The 17,531-nt window shown below is 52.4% G+C and carries 16 protein-coding genes and 1 other annotated feature; of the genes, 9 read left to right on the top strand and 7 right to left on the bottom strand.

The annotated features are described in order from the left end of the window. Positions 1–129: 129 nt before the first annotated feature. Positions 130–2,727 carry a type I DNA topoisomerase gene (topA, locus tag OGX66_RS22275; protein WP_003840713.1) on the bottom strand — a complete coding sequence of 866 codons (2,598 nt, stop codon included), beginning with the start codon at positions 2,725–2,727 and terminating at the stop codon, positions 130–132. A gap of 398 nt (positions 2,728–3,125) precedes the next feature. Here topA and OGX66_RS22270 point away from each other — a divergent pair, with 398 nt between their 5' ends. Further along, positions 3,126–3,377 (top strand): YciN family protein, encoded by a 252-nt coding sequence (locus OGX66_RS22270; RefSeq protein WP_003020616.1) that lies wholly within the window; start codon positions 3,126–3,128, stop codon positions 3,375–3,377. A gap of 110 nt (positions 3,378–3,487) precedes the next feature. Here the strand turns inward: OGX66_RS22270 and sohB are convergent, their stop codons facing one another. Next, positions 3,488–4,534, bottom strand: coding sequence for a protease SohB (gene sohB / locus OGX66_RS22265; RefSeq protein WP_003843986.1), 1,047 nt, complete (start codon positions 4,532–4,534; stop codon positions 3,488–3,490). Between the two features lie 221 nt (positions 4,535–4,755). On the opposite strand from sohB, the gene OGX66_RS22260 reads away from it, so the two are divergent. Both OGX66_RS22260 and cobO read left to right on the top strand, forming a co-directional pair. Next, a complete protein-coding gene (locus tag OGX66_RS22260) occupies positions 4,756–5,517 on the top strand; it encodes a YciK family oxidoreductase (protein WP_003840709.1) in 762 nt (253 codons plus the stop codon). After that, a complete protein-coding gene (cobO, locus tag OGX66_RS22255; RefSeq protein ID WP_071685618.1) occupies positions 5,514–6,104 on the top strand; it encodes a cob(I)yrinic acid a,c-diamide adenosyltransferase in 591 nt (196 codons plus the stop codon). The genes OGX66_RS22260 and cobO overlap by 4 nt, the downstream gene beginning before the upstream one ends. Before the next feature lie 83 nt (positions 6,105–6,187). On the opposite strand, the gene rluB is transcribed toward cobO, so the two are convergent. The 3 genes from rluB to rnm form a co-directional block, all read right to left on the bottom strand. Continuing rightward, the gene (gene rluB, locus OGX66_RS22250) at positions 6,188–7,063 is read right to left on the bottom strand and encodes a 23S rRNA pseudouridine(2605) synthase RluB (RefSeq protein ID WP_016150338.1); all 876 of its coding nucleotides are present in this window, start codon (positions 7,061–7,063) and stop codon (positions 6,188–6,190) included. A gap of 100 nt (positions 7,064–7,163) precedes the next feature. Continuing rightward, on the bottom strand, positions 7,164–7,784 hold the full coding sequence (locus OGX66_RS22245) for an L-threonylcarbamoyladenylate synthase (protein WP_003020628.1): 621 nt from the start codon (positions 7,782–7,784) through the stop codon (positions 7,164–7,166). Then, positions 7,781–8,659 carry an RNase RNM gene (rnm, locus tag OGX66_RS22240; protein ID WP_088902208.1) on the bottom strand — a complete coding sequence of 293 codons (879 nt, stop codon included), beginning with the start codon at positions 8,657–8,659 and terminating at the stop codon, positions 7,781–7,783. The genes OGX66_RS22245 and rnm overlap by 4 nt, the downstream gene beginning before the upstream one ends. Positions 8,660–8,794: 135 nt before the next feature. Between rnm and trpL the strand changes: the two genes are divergently transcribed. From trpL to trpA, 6 genes are all read left to right on the top strand, one after another. Next, entirely contained in the window at positions 8,795–8,839 is a 45-nt protein-coding gene (trpL, locus tag OGX66_RS22235) for a trp operon leader peptide (protein WP_191229385.1), read from the top strand. Further along, positions 8,816–8,910 (top strand) — a sequence feature (Trp leader region). (Overlaps the previous gene by 24 nt.) A 23-nt stretch (positions 8,911–8,933) precedes the next feature. Then, a complete protein-coding gene (locus OGX66_RS22230) occupies positions 8,934–10,496 on the top strand; it encodes an anthranilate synthase component 1 (RefSeq protein ID WP_061550103.1) in 1,563 nt (520 codons plus the stop codon). Next, on the top strand, positions 10,496–12,091 hold the full coding sequence (trpD, locus tag OGX66_RS22225) for a bifunctional anthranilate synthase glutamate amidotransferase component TrpG/anthranilate phosphoribosyltransferase TrpD (protein ID WP_003020639.1): 1,596 nt from the start codon (positions 10,496–10,498) through the stop codon (positions 12,089–12,091). Before OGX66_RS22230 ends, trpD begins: the two co-directional genes overlap by 1 nt. A 3-nt stretch (positions 12,092–12,094) precedes the next feature. After that, positions 12,095–13,453: a bifunctional indole-3-glycerol-phosphate synthase TrpC/phosphoribosylanthranilate isomerase TrpF gene (gene trpCF, locus OGX66_RS22220; protein ID WP_088903345.1), complete on the top strand. Its 1,359-nt coding sequence runs from the start codon at positions 12,095–12,097 to the stop codon at positions 13,451–13,453. Positions 13,454–13,463: 10 nt separating this feature from the next. Next, entirely contained in the window at positions 13,464–14,657 is a 1,194-nt protein-coding gene (gene trpB / locus OGX66_RS22215; protein ID WP_003020645.1) for a tryptophan synthase subunit beta, read from the top strand. Next, positions 14,657–15,463: a tryptophan synthase subunit alpha gene (trpA, locus tag OGX66_RS22210; RefSeq protein WP_044710930.1), complete on the top strand. Its 807-nt coding sequence runs from the start codon at positions 14,657–14,659 to the stop codon at positions 15,461–15,463. The genes trpB and trpA overlap by 1 nt, the downstream gene beginning before the upstream one ends. Before the next feature lie 32 nt (positions 15,464–15,495). Here the strand turns inward: trpA and OGX66_RS22205 are convergent, their stop codons facing one another. After that, entirely contained in the window at positions 15,496–16,968 is a 1,473-nt protein-coding gene (locus OGX66_RS22205; protein ID WP_003841287.1) for a GGDEF domain-containing protein, read from the bottom strand. A gap of 186 nt (positions 16,969–17,154) precedes the next feature. Further along, positions 17,155–17,430, bottom strand: coding sequence for a hypothetical protein (locus OGX66_RS22200; RefSeq protein ID WP_003841288.1), 276 nt, complete (start codon positions 17,428–17,430; stop codon positions 17,155–17,157). Positions 17,431–17,531 lie beyond the last annotated feature (101 nt).

Here is a 17,531-nt window from a genome sequence, read left to right as displayed (position 1 = left end):
AAAACTCTGTTAACTATAACCACTATATCATTTATATGTACGCTGTATAGGTATGACAAAAAATAATATGCGAGAAACAAAAAGGGCCGCTTACGCGACCCTTTGAGGAGAAATTCAGCCGAAACGCTGTTATTTCTTCCCTTCTACCCATTTGCCGTCAACAAAGAACGCGGACCAGCCAGTCGCCTTACCGTCTTTCTCAGCGGCAACGTATTGCTGCTTGGTTTTACGGCTGAAACGAACCATGGACTTGTTACCATCCGGATCAGTTTGCGGCGCATCTGCCAGATAACGCAGTTTTTCCGGCAGGCGATCGCGGAAGCGGTACAACTCTTCCACCAACGGCGCACGAGTCTCACGTGATTTCGGGAACGTATTGGCCGCCAGGAAGATACCTGCAGCACCATCACGTAACACGAAATACGCGTCAGATTTTTCACACGGCAGTTCCGGCAACGGAACTGGGTCTTCTTTCGGCGGAGCGACTTCACCGTTACGCAGGATCTTACGGGTGTTTTTGCACTCGTCGTTAGTACACGCCATGTACTTGCCGAAACGTCCCATTTTCAGGTGCATTTCAGAACCACATTTTTCGCACTCGACGATAGGACCGTCATAACCCTTGATACGGAACTCGCCCTCTTCGATCTCGTAGCCGTCGCAGGTTGGGTTATTACCACACACATGCAATTTACGCTTAGGATCGATAAGATAACTGTCCATTGCCGTACCGCACTTCTGGCAGCGGCGTTTGGCGCGCAATGCGTTCGTTTCCGCGTCGTCGCCTTCCAGCACGTTCAATACTTCGTTTTCCGGCACCAAGTTAATGGTGGTTTTGCAACGCTCTTTCGGGGAAAGTGCATAGCCGGAGCAACCAAGGAAAACGCCGGTACTGGCGGTACGAATACCCATCTTGCGTCCGCAGGTCGGGCAATCAATGCTGGTCAGCACCATCTGGTTCGGACGCATACCGCCTTCTTCAGGATCTTTCTCGGCTTTATCCAGTTGCTGAGTAAAATCAGTGAAGAAGTTGTCGAGTACGCCCTTCCATTCGGCTTCTTTATTCGCCACCTGGTCGAGGCTATCTTCCATCTGCGCAGTAAAATCGTAGTTCATCAGTTCGCGGAAGTTTTCTTCCAGACGATCGGTGACGATTTCACCCATTTTTTCAGCGTAAAAGCGACGGTTTTCAACGCGAACATAACCACGATCCTGAATCGTAGAAATGATCGACGCATAGGTAGATGGACGACCAATGCCACGCTTTTCAAGCTCTTTAACCAGCGAAGCTTCACTGAAGCGCGCAGGCGGTTTAGTAAAGTGCTGTGCTGGCGTCAGTTCGATAAGCGTCAGCGTATCGCCTTTGTCCACCGCCGGTAAGATGCGATCTTCATCGCCTTTACGCAACGCTGGCATCACTTTCGTCCAGCCATCGAAGCGCAGAATACGACCGCGCGCCTTCAGGCGGAAATCACCCGCACCCACGGTGAGCGTGGTGGAATCATATTTAGCTGGGGTCATCTGACAGGCAACAAACTGGCGCCAGATCAGCTGATACAGTTTTTGCGCATCAGCTTCCATATCTTTCAGCGATTCCGCCTGTACGGCGACATCAGAAGGACGGATAGCTTCGTGCGCTTCCTGCGAGTTCTCTTTGCTGGCGTACTGGTTCGCGTTTTCCGGCAAATATTTTTTACCAAAATTATCGCTGATGTAATCGCGAACCATGGTCACTGCATCCTGGCTCAGGTTGGTTGAGTCAGTACGCATGTAAGTGATGTAACCCGCTTCATACAAGCGCTGCGCCATCATCATGGTTTTCTTCACACCGAAGCCGAGACGCGTGCTCGCAGCCTGCTGTAGCGTGGAGGTAATGAACGGTGCGCCCGGCTTGCTGCTGGTCGGTTTATCTTCACGTTCCAATACGCTATAGCGCGCTTTTTCCAACAGGCTAACAGCGGCAAGCGTTTGTTCCCGATTTACGGGACGGAACGGCTTATCATTTTGATGCGTCACCTCAAGCGGCAACGCGTCGCCGCCCGGCGTGGTCGTATTAGCATCAATTTCCCAGAACTCTTCTGGAACAAATGCTTTGATTTCGCGTTCACGCTCAACCACCAGGCGCACAGCCACAGACTGTACGCGACCGGCAGACAGACCGCGTGCAATTTTTTTCCACAGCAGTGGCGACACCATATAGCCCACAACACGGTCCATAAAGCGGCGCGCCTGTTGCGCATTAACACGATCGATGTTCAACTCGCCCGGTTTTTCAAACGCCTGGCGAATAGCATTTTTGGTAATTTCATTAAACACCACGCGGCTGTAGCGGGTGTCGTCGCCACCGATGACTTCCCGCAGGTGCCATGCAATGGCTTCCCCTTCGCGGTCAAGGTCAGTTGCGAGATAGATGTGGTCGGCTTTTTCAGCCAGTTGCTTCAGTTCAGAAACAACTTTCTCTTTACCAGGCAGCACTTCATAGCGCGCATCCCAGTTGTGCCACGGGTCAACACCCATACGGTTGACGAGAGCGCCACGTTCATCCTTTTTGGGCTTTTTAGCCGTTTTGGTGGAGGTTGAGTCGGCGCTCTTTTTAGTTGCTGAGCCACTGGTCGGCAAATCACGGATATGACCGACGCTGGATTTCACCACGTAGTCATTACCCAGATACTTGTTGATCGTTTTGGCTTTTGCCGGGGACTCAACGATGACAAGAGCTTTACCCATATTCACCTTTACCTAATTTGATTCTTCCAGAATGCGTCGCACGTTGATTCACCTTCCACTGGCGACGAGACATCGATATGGTCTCTGCGTCGGCGGATATCAACCCTTTAAACTGATTCGCGCTTGTAATGTAACTCTCATGTAACTGAGTTAACAGGCTTTTTTTCTCACAAACGCTCTAGCACGACGAAGTATTGGTCGAATGTCAAGCAAATCTGTTGCCAGATTGACGAAAGCGTCACACTGTACCTGATAAAATGCGTTACGCAACTTTATTAGCATGCAAAAACAAATCTCGCCAGTTGTAACACTGTCGTAAAACCTTCATTTATGTCAGGGAATATTTGCCCATAAGGCGGGCTCAGCGTAGACTAATGTCCTTGTTTAAGGAGTAAATCATGCATAAAGACACTCAACCCATCGATCGCGAAACACTGCTGATTGAAGCCAACAAAATCATTCGTGAGCATGAGGACACGCTGGCGGGGATTGTCGCCACCGGCGTTACGCAGCGAAACGGCGTGCTGGTTTTCAGCGGAGATTACTTTTTAGACGAGCAAGGGCTACCAACGCCCAAAAGTACGGCGGTGTTTAATATGTTTAAACACCTGGCGCACGTACTTTCCGAAAAGTATCACTTGATCGATTAACACGAGTAATAATTTGCCGGATGGCGGCATCGCCTTATCCAGCCTATACTGGTGCATATTTGTAGGCCGGATAGGAGATATGTGAGCATCGCTATCCGGCAATGACAATTTTACATCAGTGGCTTCTGCCCCCGCTGCCACCAGCGCATCAGCAAACGATCGGCGCTCTCCGCCGCACTACCGGTGAAACGATCCATCAGCTTTTTACGCTGCAGATAGCGAACGTTCAACACTTCACGACCTTCCATCAGCCCGAGGATCACCTCATCGCTGGTATTGATCTCATCCACCAGCCCATTTGCCAGCGCCTGTTGACCAAACCAGTGTTCACCGGTGGCAACCTGCTCAATGTCCAGAGTCGGACGCATGCGCTGCACAAAATCTTTAAACAGATGATGCGTTTCGTTCAGATCTTCGCGGAATTTCTGCCGCCCTTCTTCCGTGTTTTCACCGAGTAAGGTCAACGTACGCTTATACTGTCCGGCGGTGTGCAGTTCGATATCAATATCTTTCCCTTTCAGGAAGCGGTTAAAGTTCGGGATCTGCGCCACCACGCCAATTGAGCCGACGATAGCAAACGGTGCCGAGACAATTTTATCCGCCACGCAGGCCATCATATATCCGCCGCTCGCAGCGACTTTATCTACCGTAACGGTCAGCGGGATCTGCTTATCGCGCAGACGTTGTAACTGGGACGCAGCCAGGCCATAACCATGTACCACACCACCCGGACTTTCCAGACGAACCACCACTTGATCCTGAGGTTTAACAACCGCCAGCACAGCCGTCACCTCTTCGCGTAATGCGCTGACCTCATGGGCATCCATACTGCCTTTAAAATCAAGCACCCATACACGAGGTTTATCTGATGACGTACTGTCACCCAGTTTCGCTTTTGCCTTAGCCGCTTTCGCCTCCAGCTTTTGTTTCTTTTTCTGCGCCTTATGCCAGAATTTTTGCTGATGCCCATCCAATAAGGCTAGCGACAGGTCTTCCTTCATCTCTTTATATTGATCGCTGAGGTTAATAACCCTCAATTCCCCACGCTGACGTTTGCGTTGTGTCGCGTTTACGATCAGCATCACCACCACTGCAATAGCCACCACGACAGTGACAATTTTTGCCAAAAACAACCCATATTCAGACAACAATTCCACGAGATCCACCTTGGTTAAACAACGCGACTTCCGCTCAGTGTACAACAGGCGTGTCACCTCGTCTTGCTTCATACATCCAGTGCTGAATCAGTAAAAAGCATGACAAAGCGTTCATTTTGCGGTGTTATTGCCTTTGGCTGATTGAAAAAGTACAGGGTTTAAGGCATAAAGCCCAAAAGTTATCGCGAACGAGATATCCAGGACGTCGCCGAGGAGTTGCCGTGCATTACCAACCTAAACAAGACCTTCTACAGGGCCGCATTATTCTTATCACCGGTGCCAGCGATGGTATCGGACGCGAGGCCGCGCAGACCTATGCACGCTATGGCGCGACCGTTATCCTGCATGGGCGTAACGAAGAAAAACTGCGTCAGGTTGCCCGCACTATCGCCGATGAAAACGGAACACAACCACAGTGGTTTACACTGGATCTACTGACCTGTACCTCTGAAGAATGTCACCAGCTTGCGCAGCGCATTGCTGCACATTTCCCGCGTCTGGATGGCGTACTGCATAACGCCGGATTACTCGGCGATATTTGTCCAATGAGTGAACAAAACCCGCAGATCTGGCAGGATGTGATGCAGGTAAATGTAAATGCCACTTTTATGCTGACTCAGGCATTACTGCCGTTGTTACTCAAATCCGATGCCGGATCGCTGGTCTTTACCTCTTCCAGTGTCGGTCGCCAGGGACGCGCCAATTGGGGAGCATATGCCACCTCAAAATTTGCGACCGAAGGGATGATGCAGGTTCTGGCTGATGAGTATCAAAACCGTCATCTGCGCGTAAACTGTATCAATCCTGGTGGGACGCGAACTGGCATGCGAGCCAGCGCATTCCCAACGGAAGATCCGCAAAAATTGAAAACTCCCGCCGATATTATGCCGCTCTACCTGTGGCTAATGGGCGATGACAGCCGCCGTAAAACCGGTATGACTTTTGATGCCCAGCCGGGCCGTAAACCAGGAATTGCCCAATGAGTGAAGAACGCTATCAGCAACGTCAACAGCGCGTAAAAGATCGGGTTGACGCACGCGTTGCCGCAGCGAAAGATGAGCGCGGAATTATCATCGTGTTCACCGGAAATGGTAAGGGTAAAACCACCGCCGCATTCGGTACCGCCACGCGCGCGGTGGGCCATGGTAAAAAAGTCGGCGTCGTACAATTTATTAAAGGTACGTGGCCAAACGGAGAACGTAACTTACTTGAACCCCACGGCGTAGAGTTTCAGGTTATGGCGACAGGATTTACCTGGGAAACGCAGAACCGCGAGTCTGACACCGCAGCCTGTATGGCCGTGTGGGAACATGGCAAGCGGATGCTGGCCGACGATGAACTGGATATGGTGATACTGGATGAGCTGACCTACATGGTGGCATACGACTATCTGCCGCTTGAAGAGGTCATCAATGCCCTGAACGCGCGCCCAGCCCATCAAACGGTCATTATCACCGGCCGTGGATGTCATCGCGATATTCTGGAGTTAGCAGATACAGTCAGCGAGCTGCGCCCAGTCAAGCATGCGTTTGAAGCGGGCGTGAAAGCCCAAGCAGGGATCGATTATTGAGTGTAGGCCGGATAAGGCGTTTGCGCTGTATCCGGCTCCACGCTAACGCCTGATGGCGCTTTGCTTATCAGGCCTGGTTATGATTAACCGTTGTTGCTGCGACCACCCGGACGACGGCTGCCGCCGACCTGAGAGTGGCGCTTCACCGCACGACGGATCTGATTCGCCTTCATGCGACGACGATCTTTCTCGACGGCCACTTTAGAGGTCGTTTCCGGCTTCAGGTCCACCAGTTCACGCAGATAGTTGGTCTGAGCAAGATCAAGCTCTGTCCAGCCACCACGCGGCAGGCCTTTCGGCAGCGGGATATCACCATAACGGACACGAATCAGACGGCTTACCTGTACACCTACAGCTTCCCACAGGCGGCGGACTTCACGGTTACGTCCTTCGGTCAGCGTGACGTTATACCACTGGTTGATCCCTTCACCACCGCTGAACTTGATCGTTTTAAATGCCGCCGGACCATCTTCCAGCTGCACGCCACGACTCAGATCGCGCAGTTTTGCATCATCAACCTGACCAAACACACGTACCGCATATTCACGCTCAACTTCGCGGCTTGGGTGCATCAGACGGTTAGCCAGTTCACCATCGGTTGTAAACAGCAGTAAACCACAGGTATTCACGTCCAGACGCCCTACGGCAATCCAGCGCGCATCACGCAGTTTTGGTAAACGATCAAACACGGTCGGACGACCTTCCGGGTCGTTACGGGTACACAGTTCGCCTTCTGGCTTGTAATAGGCCAGAACACGGCAGATTTGCTCCGCAGACTCTTTAACCGAAATCAGATGACCGTCGATACGGATTTTCAGACCCGGAGTGACTTCAACGCGATCGCCGAGCGTGGCAATTTTGCCATCAACGCTCACGCGACCCGCGGCAATAATAGATTCGATTTCACGGCGAGAACCGTGGCCAGCGCGCGCCAGCACTTTTTGTAACTTTTCGCTCATAGAGCTTCCTTTAGGTGTCGCCTTCACAGGCGTCGAACAGGAGAATCAACGGCGCCAGTCAGCGCCATTTTAAGGCCGCGTAGTATAGCGGTTCGCGCCCTTATAAGAAAGGTTTAACGTCACCGACGCCTTCACGCAACACCACCGGAGAATCATCGGTTAAATCAATGACCGTGGTCGGCTGCTGGCCGAGATATCCGCCGTGGATAATTAAATCCACCTGTTTCTCCAGGCGGTCTTTAATTTCTTCCGGATCTGACTCGGTAAATTCGCTACCCGGCAGCATCAGTGACGTGGAGAGCATCGGCTCGCCCAGCGCTTCAAGCAGCGCCAGTGCTATCGGGTTTGAGGGTACACGCAGGCCGATGGTCTTACGTTTTTCTTGCAACAAGCGGCGCGGAACCTCTTTCGTCCCCTTCAGGATGAAGGTGTAGTTGCCCGGCGTGTTGTTTTTAATTAAACGGAAGGCCACGTTGTCGACAAACGAATAGGTCGACAGTTCAGACAGGTCACGGCACATCAGCGTAAAGTTGTGCCCGTCCGGCAGGTGACGGATGCGGCAAATGCGCTCCATTGCGCCTTTATCTTCAATTTTGCAGCCCAACGCATAGCCGGAATCGGTTGGATAGACGATCACCCCACCTTTACGCACGATTTCAACGGCCTGATTGATCAGGCGCTGCTGCGGGTTTTCGGGATGAATATAAAAAAACTGGCTCATACTTTCCTCTCTGTGATCTCGGGCTGCTCCCAAAGTTGCCAGACGCCTTCCACGCCTGCGGGCAACCAAAGTTTACGACCCAACTCAATCCATGGGCAGGGTAGATGAAAATCAGACCCTTGCGATGCCCATAATTGATGCTGACGCGCAAGCGTCGCCAGATGGGTGCGTTCATTGGGAGACTGCTGACACTGCGCTACTTCCATCGCGTCGCCGCGATGTTCAGCAAAATGTACAACCAGTCTTTTCAGCCACTTAGCGCTAAGATCGTACCGCCCAGGATGAGCCAGAACAGCCTTACCGCCAGAATGATGAATGACATCAATAGCTTGTTCTATTGTACACCACTGTGGCGGAACGTAACCGGTTTTCCCACGGGCAAGATATTTTTTAAAGACATCCGCCATGGTTGTGGCTTTGCCACATTCCACCAGGAAACGCGCAAAATGGCCTCGCGTAACCGCCCCGCCATCAGCCAGGCGCAACGCCCCTTCCCACGCGCCGGGGATATGCGCTTTGTCGAGTCGTTCGGCAATCAGGCGCGCACGCTGCTGACGACGTTCCGTTTGTTGCGCCAGAAACTCGCACATCATGGGATGGGCGATATCAATGTTCAGACCCACTATATGGATCTCATGGTTTTCCCAGACAGTTGATATCTCGACACCAGGGATCAAATTTAACGCTAAACCCGAACGTGAAATTTCTTCTCTTGCCGCCGCAATGCCCGCCGTGGTGTCATGATCGGTGATCGCCAGTGTACCGACTCGCATCTCTACCGCACGGTGTACTAAGGCTTCTGGGGTTAATCGCCCATCGGAGGCTGTAGTATGACTATGCAGGTCATAAATCACTGCGTAATTCGTGTCGCTCAAGGCGGCTCCCGTTTCAATAAATGTCGTAACACGCCCATCATAGCGGTTTCGGCAAATATACTGAAATCAGGTGTTGACTTTACCCCACCGAACTAGTTAACTAGTACGCAAGTTCACATGAAGAAGGTATCTGCAATGAAAGCAACATTTTTTCTGCACGGTTGGTGGCGCACTTCCTGATTTCGGGCAGTGTCTTACGTCTGCAATTTGCAACCAGATACCCGGCCCGCCTAATGAGCGGGCTTTTTTTTGAACAAAATTAATGAGAATAACGATGCAAACACAAAAACCGATACTCGAACTGCTTGCCTGCGATGCCGCCTACCGTGAGAATCCGACGTCGCTGTTTCATCAGGTGTGTGGCGCACGTCCGGCAACGCTGCTGCTGGAATCTGCAGATATCGACAGCAAAGACGATCTGAAGAGCTTGCTGCTAGTCGACAGCGCATTGCGCATTACCGCTCTCGGTGACACCGTCACTATTCAGGCGTTATCCACAAACGGCGCATCGCTGCTGCCCTTGCTGGATGCTGCCCTGCCCGCTGGCGTTGAGAATGAAAAACAGCCGAATGGTCGTCATCTGCGATTCCCTGCCGTCAGCCCGCTGTTGGATGAAGACGCCCGTTTATGTTCTCTTTCCGTATTTGATGCTTTTCGCATACTGCAGGGGCTGGTGAATGTTCCTGTGCAAGAACGTGAAGCGATGTTCTTCGGCGGTCTGTTTTCCTACGACCTGGTTGCCGGTTTTGAAGATTTACCTCAGCTTGAAGCGGGCAATCGTTGTCCTGACTACTGCTTCTATCTGGCAGAAACGCTGATGGTTATCGACCACCAGAAAAAAAGCACCCGAATTCAGGCCAGTGTTTTTACCCCCAATAATGCGGAAAAACAGCGACTTAACGCCCGTCTGGCGCAGCTGAGCCAGCAGCTTACCGAGCCTGCGCCGCCGTTGCCGGTCACTGAAGTCCCGCAGATGCGCTGCGAGTGCAATCAGAGCGATGAAGAGTTCGGCGCCGTAGTACGTGGCATGCAAAAAGCGATTCGCGCGGGCGAAATTTTCCAGGTAGTTCCGTCCCGACGTTTCTCGCTGCCCTGCCCGTCACCGCTGGCAGCCTACTATGTGCTGAAGAAAAGTAACCCCAGCCCATACATGTTTTTCATGCAGGACAACGATTTCACGCTGTTTGGCGCCTCCCCGGAAAGCTCGCTGAAATACGATGCCACCAGCCGCCAGATTGAGATCTACCCGATTGCCGGCACTCGCCCGCGTGGTCGTCGTGCGGACGGTTCGCTTGACCGCGACCTTGACAGCCGAATCGAGCTGGAGATGCGTACCGACCATAAAGAGCTTTCTGAGCACCTGATGCTGGTTGACCTTGCGCGTAACGACCTGGCGCGCATCTGTACGCCTGGCAGCCGCTATGTTGCTGACCTCACCAAAGTCGATCGTTACTCCTTCGTAATGCACCTGGTTTCGCGTGTGGTAGGCGAGCTGCGTAGCGATCTGGATGTGCTGCACGCTTACCGCGCCTGTATGAATATGGGCACGTTAAGCGGAGCGCCAAAAGTTCGCGCTATGCAGCTTATCGCCGAGGCAGAAGGTCGTCGCCGTGGCAGCTACGGCGGCGCGGTAGGTTACTTCACGGCTCATGGCGATCTGGATACCTGTATTGTCATTCGTTCCGCCCTCGTGGAAGACGGTATTGCCACCGTACAAGCCGGTGCCGGGATTGTTCTGGATTCTGTACCGCAGTCTGAAGCCGATGAAACCCGTAATAAAGCGCGCGCGGTTCTGCGTGCTATCGCCACCGCGCACCACGCACAGGAGACCTTCTAATGGCTGACATTCTGCTGCTCGATAATATCGACTCTTTTACCTATAACCTGGCGGATCAGCTGCGTACTAATGGTCACAACGTGGTGATTTACCGCAACCATATTCCGGCCCAGACGTTGATTGACCGCTTAGCAACGATGAAAAATCCTGTGCTGATGCTCTCTCCAGGCCCAGGTGCGCCAAGCGAAGCAGGTTGCATGCCGGAGCTGTTAACCCGTCTGCGCGGCAAGCTGCCAATCATCGGCATTTGTCTGGGACATCAGGCCATTGTTGAGGCCTATGGTGGATATGTGGGCCAGGCTGGAGAAATCCTGCACGGCAAAGCGTCCAGCATTGAACACGACGGTCAGGCAATGTTTGCTGGTCTGGCGAATCCGCTGCCGGTGGCACGCTATCATTCGCTGGTTGGCAGCAACGTTCCGGCAGGATTAACCATTAACGCACACTTTAACGGCATGGTGATGGCGGTGCGTCACGATACCGATCGCGTCTGCGGCTTCCAGTTCCATCCGGAATCCATTCTGACCACCCAGGGCGCGCGTTTGCTGGAACAAACGCTGGCCTGGGCGCAACAGAAGCTTGAACAAACCAATACGCTGCAACCAATTCTGGAGAAACTGTATCAGGCCCAGACGCTGTCCCAGCAGGAAAGCCACCAGTTGTTCTCTGCCGTGGTACGCGGTGAACTGAAGCCGGAACAACTGGCTGCGGCACTGGTGAGCATGAAAATTCGTGGCGAACACCCGAATGAAATTGCCGGTGCGGCAACCGCGCTGCTGGAAAACGCAGCCCCATTCCCGCGCCCTGATTATCTGTTCGCCGATATTGTCGGTACCGGCGGCGACGGCAGCAACAGCATCAATATTTCTACCGCCAGCGCCTTTGTTGCTGCGGCTTGCGGACTGAAAGTTGCCAAACACGGCAACCGCAGCGTCTCCAGCAAGTCAGGTTCTTCGGATCTGTTAGCGGCATTTGGCATCAATCTGGATATGAACGCCGACAAATCCCGTCAGGCGCTTGACGATCTCGGCGTGTGTTTTCTGTTTGCGCCGAAATACCACACCGGTTTTCGCCATGCCATGCCGGTACGCCAGCAGTTGAAAACCCGCACGCTGTTTAACGTGCTCGGCCCGTTGATTAACCCGGCACATCCGCCGCTGGCGCTGATCGGCGTTTACAGCCCGGAGCTGGTGCTGCCGATTGCCGAAACGCTGCGCGTGCTCGGATATCAGCGGGCAGCCGTAGTGCACAGCGGTGGCATGGACGAAGTTTCGCTGCATGCACCGACCATTGTGGCAGAGCTGCACGATGGGGAAATCAAGAGTTATCAACTGACGGCAGAAGACTTTGGCCTGACGCCTTACCACCAGGAACAGCTGGCTGGCGGCACGCCGGAAGAAAACCGTGACATTCTTAGTCGCTTGCTACAAGGTAAAGGTGAAGCCGCTCATGAAGCCGCTGTTGCCGCGAATGTCGCCATGTTAATGCGCTTGCACGGTGAAGAAGATTTAAAAGCCAATGCGCAAACCGTGATTAATGTACTGCGCAGCGGTGCGGCCTATGACCGTGTCACTGCACTGGCAGCAAGAGGGTAAATGATGCAAACCGTTTTAGCGAAAATTGTCGCAGACAAGGCGATTTGGGTAGAAGCCCGCAAACAGCAACAACCGCTGGCCAGCTTTCAAAATAATGTTCAACCCAGCTCTCGTGATTTCTACGATGCGCTGCAAGGTGCGCGCACCGCCTTTATTCTGGAATGTAAAAAAGCATCTCCGTCAAAAGGCGTGATCCGTGATGACTTCGACCCGGCACAGATTGCGGGCGTTTATAAACATTATGCTTCCGCGATTTCCGTACTGACCGATGAGAAATATTTCCAGGGCAGTTTTGATTTCCTGCCTATCGTCAGCCGCATCGCGCCGCAACCTGTTCTGTGTAAGGACTTTATTATCGATCCTTACCAGATTTACCTGGCGCGTTTCTACCAGGCGGACGCCTGTTTGTTGATGCTGTCGGTCCTCGATGATGAACAATATCGTCAACTCGCCGCCGTCGCCCACAGTTTGAAAATGGGCGTACTGACCGAAGTCAGTAATGAAGAAGAACTGGAGCGTGCTATCGCACTGGGCGCCAAAGTCGTTGGTATCAACAACCGCGATTTACGCGACTTGTCGATTGATTTGAATCGCACCCGCCAACTTGCGCCGCGCCTGGGCCACGGTGTGACCGTCATCAGCGAGTCCGGGATCAACACCTATGGTCAGGTGCGCGAGCTCAGCCACTTCGCCAACGGTTTTCTGGTTGGTTCCGCGCTGATGTCGCATGGTGATCTGCACACCGCCGTTCGTCGCGTACTGCTCGGCGAGAATAAAGTCTGCGGTTTAACCCGGGCTCAGGATGCCAACGCGGCGTATAAATCCGGCGCGATTTATGGCGGACTGATATTTGTACCCACATCGCCACGCGCGGTTAGCGTTGAGCAAGCGCGAGAGGTCATGACCGGCGCGCCGCTGCAATACGTCGGGGTGTTTCGCAACACAGATATTATCGACGTACGTGAAACAGCGGCTGCTCTGGGACTCACTGCCGTGCAACTGCATGGTAGCGAAGATCAGGCCTACGTAGACGCGCTACGCAATGCGCTACCCGCACAGGTACAAATCTGGAAGGCGCTCAGCGTCAGCGATAAGTTGCCAGCCCGTGATTATCAGCATGTCGATAAATACGTCTTCGACAACGGTCAGGGCGGCAGCGGGCAACGCTTCGACTGGTCACTTTTAGGCGGACAATCGCTGGATAACGTATTACTGGCTGGCGGACTTGGCGCAGATAACTGCGTTGACGCGGCAAAAACCGGCTGTGCCGGTCTCGATTTCAATTCTGGCGTAGAGTCACAGCCGGGCATCAAAGATGCACGTCTTCTGGCTTCGGTCTTTCAGACGCTGCGCGCATATTAAGGAAAAGGACATGACAACATTACTCAATCCGTATTTTGGTGAATTTGGCGGTATGTATGTGCCACAGATTCTGATGCCTGCCCTGCGCCAGCTGGAAGAAGCTTTTGTCAGCGCGCAAAAAGATCCTGAATTTCAGGCGCAGTTTACAGACCTGCTGAAAAACTATGCGGGTCGCCCAACCGCACTGACCAAGTGCCAGAACATTACTCAAGGCACCAACACGACGCTGTATCTCAAGCGTGAAGATTTACTGCACGGCGGCGCGCACAAAACCAACCAGGTGCTAGGCCAGGCGTTGTTGGCGAAGCGCATGGGTAAAACGGAAATTATCGCCGAAACAGGCGCGGGGCAGCACGGTGTTGCATCTGCTCTCGCCAGCGCACTGCTGGGGTTGAAATGCCGTATTTACATGGGCGCGAAAGATGTTGAACGTCAGTCGCCGAACGTTTTCCGTATGCGTTTGATGGGTGCAGAAGTTATCCCCGTTCACAGCGGTTCCGCAACGCTGAAAGATGCCTGTAACGAAGCGCTGCGCGACTGGTCTGGCAGTTACGATACTGCGCACTATATGCTCGGTACAGCGGCAGGTCCGCACCCCTTCCCGACTATTGTGCGTGAGTTCCAGCGGATGATCGGCGAAGAAACCAAGGCGCAGATTCTGGAAAAAGAAGGTCGTCTGCCGGACGCCGTTATCGCCTGCGTGGGTGGCGGTTCTAACGCAATCGGTATGTTCGCCGATTTTATTAATGAAACCAGCGTCGGTCTGATTGGCGTAGAGCCAGGCGGTCACGGGATTGAGTCTGGAGAACACGGCGCGCCGTTGAAACATGGGCGTGTTGGGATTTATTTCGGCATGAAGTCCCCGATGATGCAGACCGAAGAAGGACAGATTGAAGAGTCTTACTCTATTTCCGCCGGGCTCGATTTCCCGTCGGTGGGGCCACAGCATGCGTACCTGAACAGCATTGGTCGCGCCGATTATGTTTCAATAACCGATGATGAAGCACTGGAAGCCTTCAAAACGCTGTGTCTGCACGAGGGGATTATTCCGGCACTGGAGTCCTCCCATGCCCTGGCGCACGCGTTGAAAATGATGCGTGAAAATCCGGAAAAAGAGCAGCTACTGGTGGTTAATCTCTCCGGTCGCGGCGACAAAGACATTTTCACCGTACACGATATTCTGAAAGCGCGAGGGGAAATCTGATGGAACGTTACGAAAACCTGTTTGCACAGCTGAAGGACCGCAAAGAAGGTGCTTTTGTCCCCTTCGTAACCCTGGGCGATCCGTCTGTTGAGCAGTCACTGAAAATCATTGATACGCTGATTGAAGCTGGTGCCGACGCGCTTGAACTCGGCATTCCGTTCTCCGATCCGCTGGCCGATGGCCCAACCATTCAGGAAGCCACTCTGCGTGCGTTTGCCGCCGGCGTCACACCATCGCAATGCTTTGAAATGCTGGCGCTGATTCGCCAGAAACATCCGACGATTCCCATTGGGTTGCTGATGTATGCCAACCTGGTCTTCAGCAAGGGCATTGACGAGTTTTACGCCCAGTGCGAAAAAGTGGGGGCGGATTCTGTGTTGGTAGCCGATGTCCCTGTTGAGGAGTCTGCGCCATTCAGAACTGCTGCACTGCGTCACAACATCGCACCGATTTTCATCTGCCCGCCGAACGCTGATGAAGAACTGCTACGCCAGATTGCCTCTTACGGCCGCGGCTACACTTATCTGCTTTCACGTGCAGGTGTGACCGGTGCCGAAAATCGTGCGGCATTACCGCTGCATCATTTGGTTGAAAAGCTGAAACAATATGATGCACCGCCTTCTTTACAGGGCTTCGGTATCTCTGCGCCTGAACAGGTAGCCGGAGCTATTGAAGCCGGTGCTGCCGGTGCAATTTCCGGCTCGGCAATTGTGAAAATCATTGAGAAAAATGTTGCGGCACCGGAACAGATGCTGGCTGAGCTGAAAGCGTTTGTCAGCACGATGAAAGCCGCCACCCACCAGTAAGTTAAATCAACCGCCAGAGACGTCTGGCGGTTTCACCCTTCTTTCGTGTGCTTCATTCTATACATAGCGCTATCCGCATTCTGAATGGCCACATCCAGTTCACCGTTCACTTCTGCAATTCCCCACGATACTGACAATGGTACGGTATGCCCATCCACCACAAACACATGACTGGTCACCTGCCCGCTAATACGTTGCGCGATTGCTATGGCGTCAGTTGCCTGCGATCGAAACAGCAGGATCATAAATTCATCCCCGCCGGTACGAATTACAATATCGTGGCTGGTGCGAGTGTTTGACAGCATCCTGTTGGCGATAATTTGCAACGCGCGATCGCCTGCCGCGTGGCCCCAGGTATCATTGACGGCCTTAAATTTATTGCAGTCCAGTAGCACCACCGAACAGTGTGATAAATCCCGACGCTTGATAATGTCGAGTATTCGGCGGTTAAAACAGCCGGTCAGAGTATCGATATAAACCTTGAGGTCGCTTTCGTTTAGCCATGACTTTAACGAGAAGCTAATGATGATGAAAAAGAACGGCGCCAGCAGGATAACAATCCCGGCATGTGTATCGCGCGCCATAAAACGGCCTAATGAAAGCGAATAGTGCAGCGCATATTTCTCCGAAAAATTGCGCACCAAATAGCTGGATTGTCCCGCACATTTGCCGGATAAGCAGAGGCTCTCTTTGTTGGTCAGATTCACCAACTCCACGTTCAATCCGGGAAGGATTTGATTATCAAACGCCTCGGCTAACGCTTCCTGCAGCTCAGGCTTCGAATGATCATAGACCAGATAGGCAACGATTTGGTCTGATATCTCTTTACCCGACAGATCGTAGATATAGCTCACTACGCTGTAGGCTTTTTCACCGGTAATTTTATCGGTATAGAAGTTTGTTGAACTGAGAGCTTTGTTTTTGACGTTTTTTTGCAACAACCGGGTATAGAAATCGGTGGGTGGATAGAAAAAATGCGTTATATCCATCGCCATTTCAGAGTCAGAAAAACTGAAATTGCGCGAGTCGGAAGCCATAAACCAATAAAAATAATCTGAATTGCTGGCGATAATGTAACGGTGTGCATCGAAGCTGCCTGGATTTAGCTCATTAACCATTCCGCGAATGAACTCCGCCGCAGTATACATACACAGCGCATTATGGCTGGGTTGCTGAGCAATAATTGTCCCCGTTGCAGAATGAACCCGCTTTGGGTCGGCGTTAATTCCCCATTCATCTTTGTTTCGCGGAACAAACTGCGCCATAACACCACACTGTTCGCCGGTTTTGATGTGGTAATAACGCTCGCCAATCGCATCGGCAATCAGTTCATTATCGTTAAAAATGTCCAACATGTGAGCTTGCAGGCGGCTAACGCCTTCACTGGCGGCCGCCATACGCTGTTCATAAATGATAAACAGAAACAACGAGGTAAAAATCAACGTAATGAGCCCGGATACCAGCAGAGCCTGCCTGTTTCTGAGCTTATCCTGCACAATCTTCACGAGTCCACCCTGATAGTTAACAGTATTGCCAAATCGGTTACCCGTTTATGTTGTTGCATAACAGCGTTGTACGTTGATAGAGAATGTTTGCCACTCCGAAGCAGGTAAGTTGATGTAGCCCGCAGCAGCGCGCGTAGGTTACAGATTTATACAATAAAAGCACATATTTGTTAACATAAGCGCAAACTAATCATCACCTTCGATAGGATACCCTGCCCGCCGGATGGCCTCGCGGCAGTCGTTTACGCCTGCGGCATAGCCCGCCTCAATCTCACAAACCGGACTTGCGCTGCAATAAGGTAGTGTAACCGGAGTCGCAATAAGTTTCTCCAGCGCCTCAATTTTATCCATGCAAAGCAATAATTCACGTGCAACACTCACGGCAAACGCTGCCGTTTGATCCTCGTAGAACGGTTCCAGAAGTGTGATTTTTTGCTGTAGCAGATGGCGGGTCAACATCATCAGCAATACCCTCAAAGTTGGTTTGCTTAAAGAGTAGCACTACATCAAAGGGGAGAAAGGCAGGATGTTTTCCCCAGAATTTTTTAAATGAAGAACGAGGG

Origin of the sequence: Citrobacter sp. Cf072 (assembly GCF_030334485.1) — a bacterium.
GTDB lineage: Bacteria > Pseudomonadota > Gammaproteobacteria > Enterobacterales > Enterobacteriaceae > Citrobacter > Citrobacter freundii.
The sequence above is the reverse complement of the archived record's forward strand: the minus strand, read 5'-3'. Positions and strand labels throughout refer to the sequence as shown.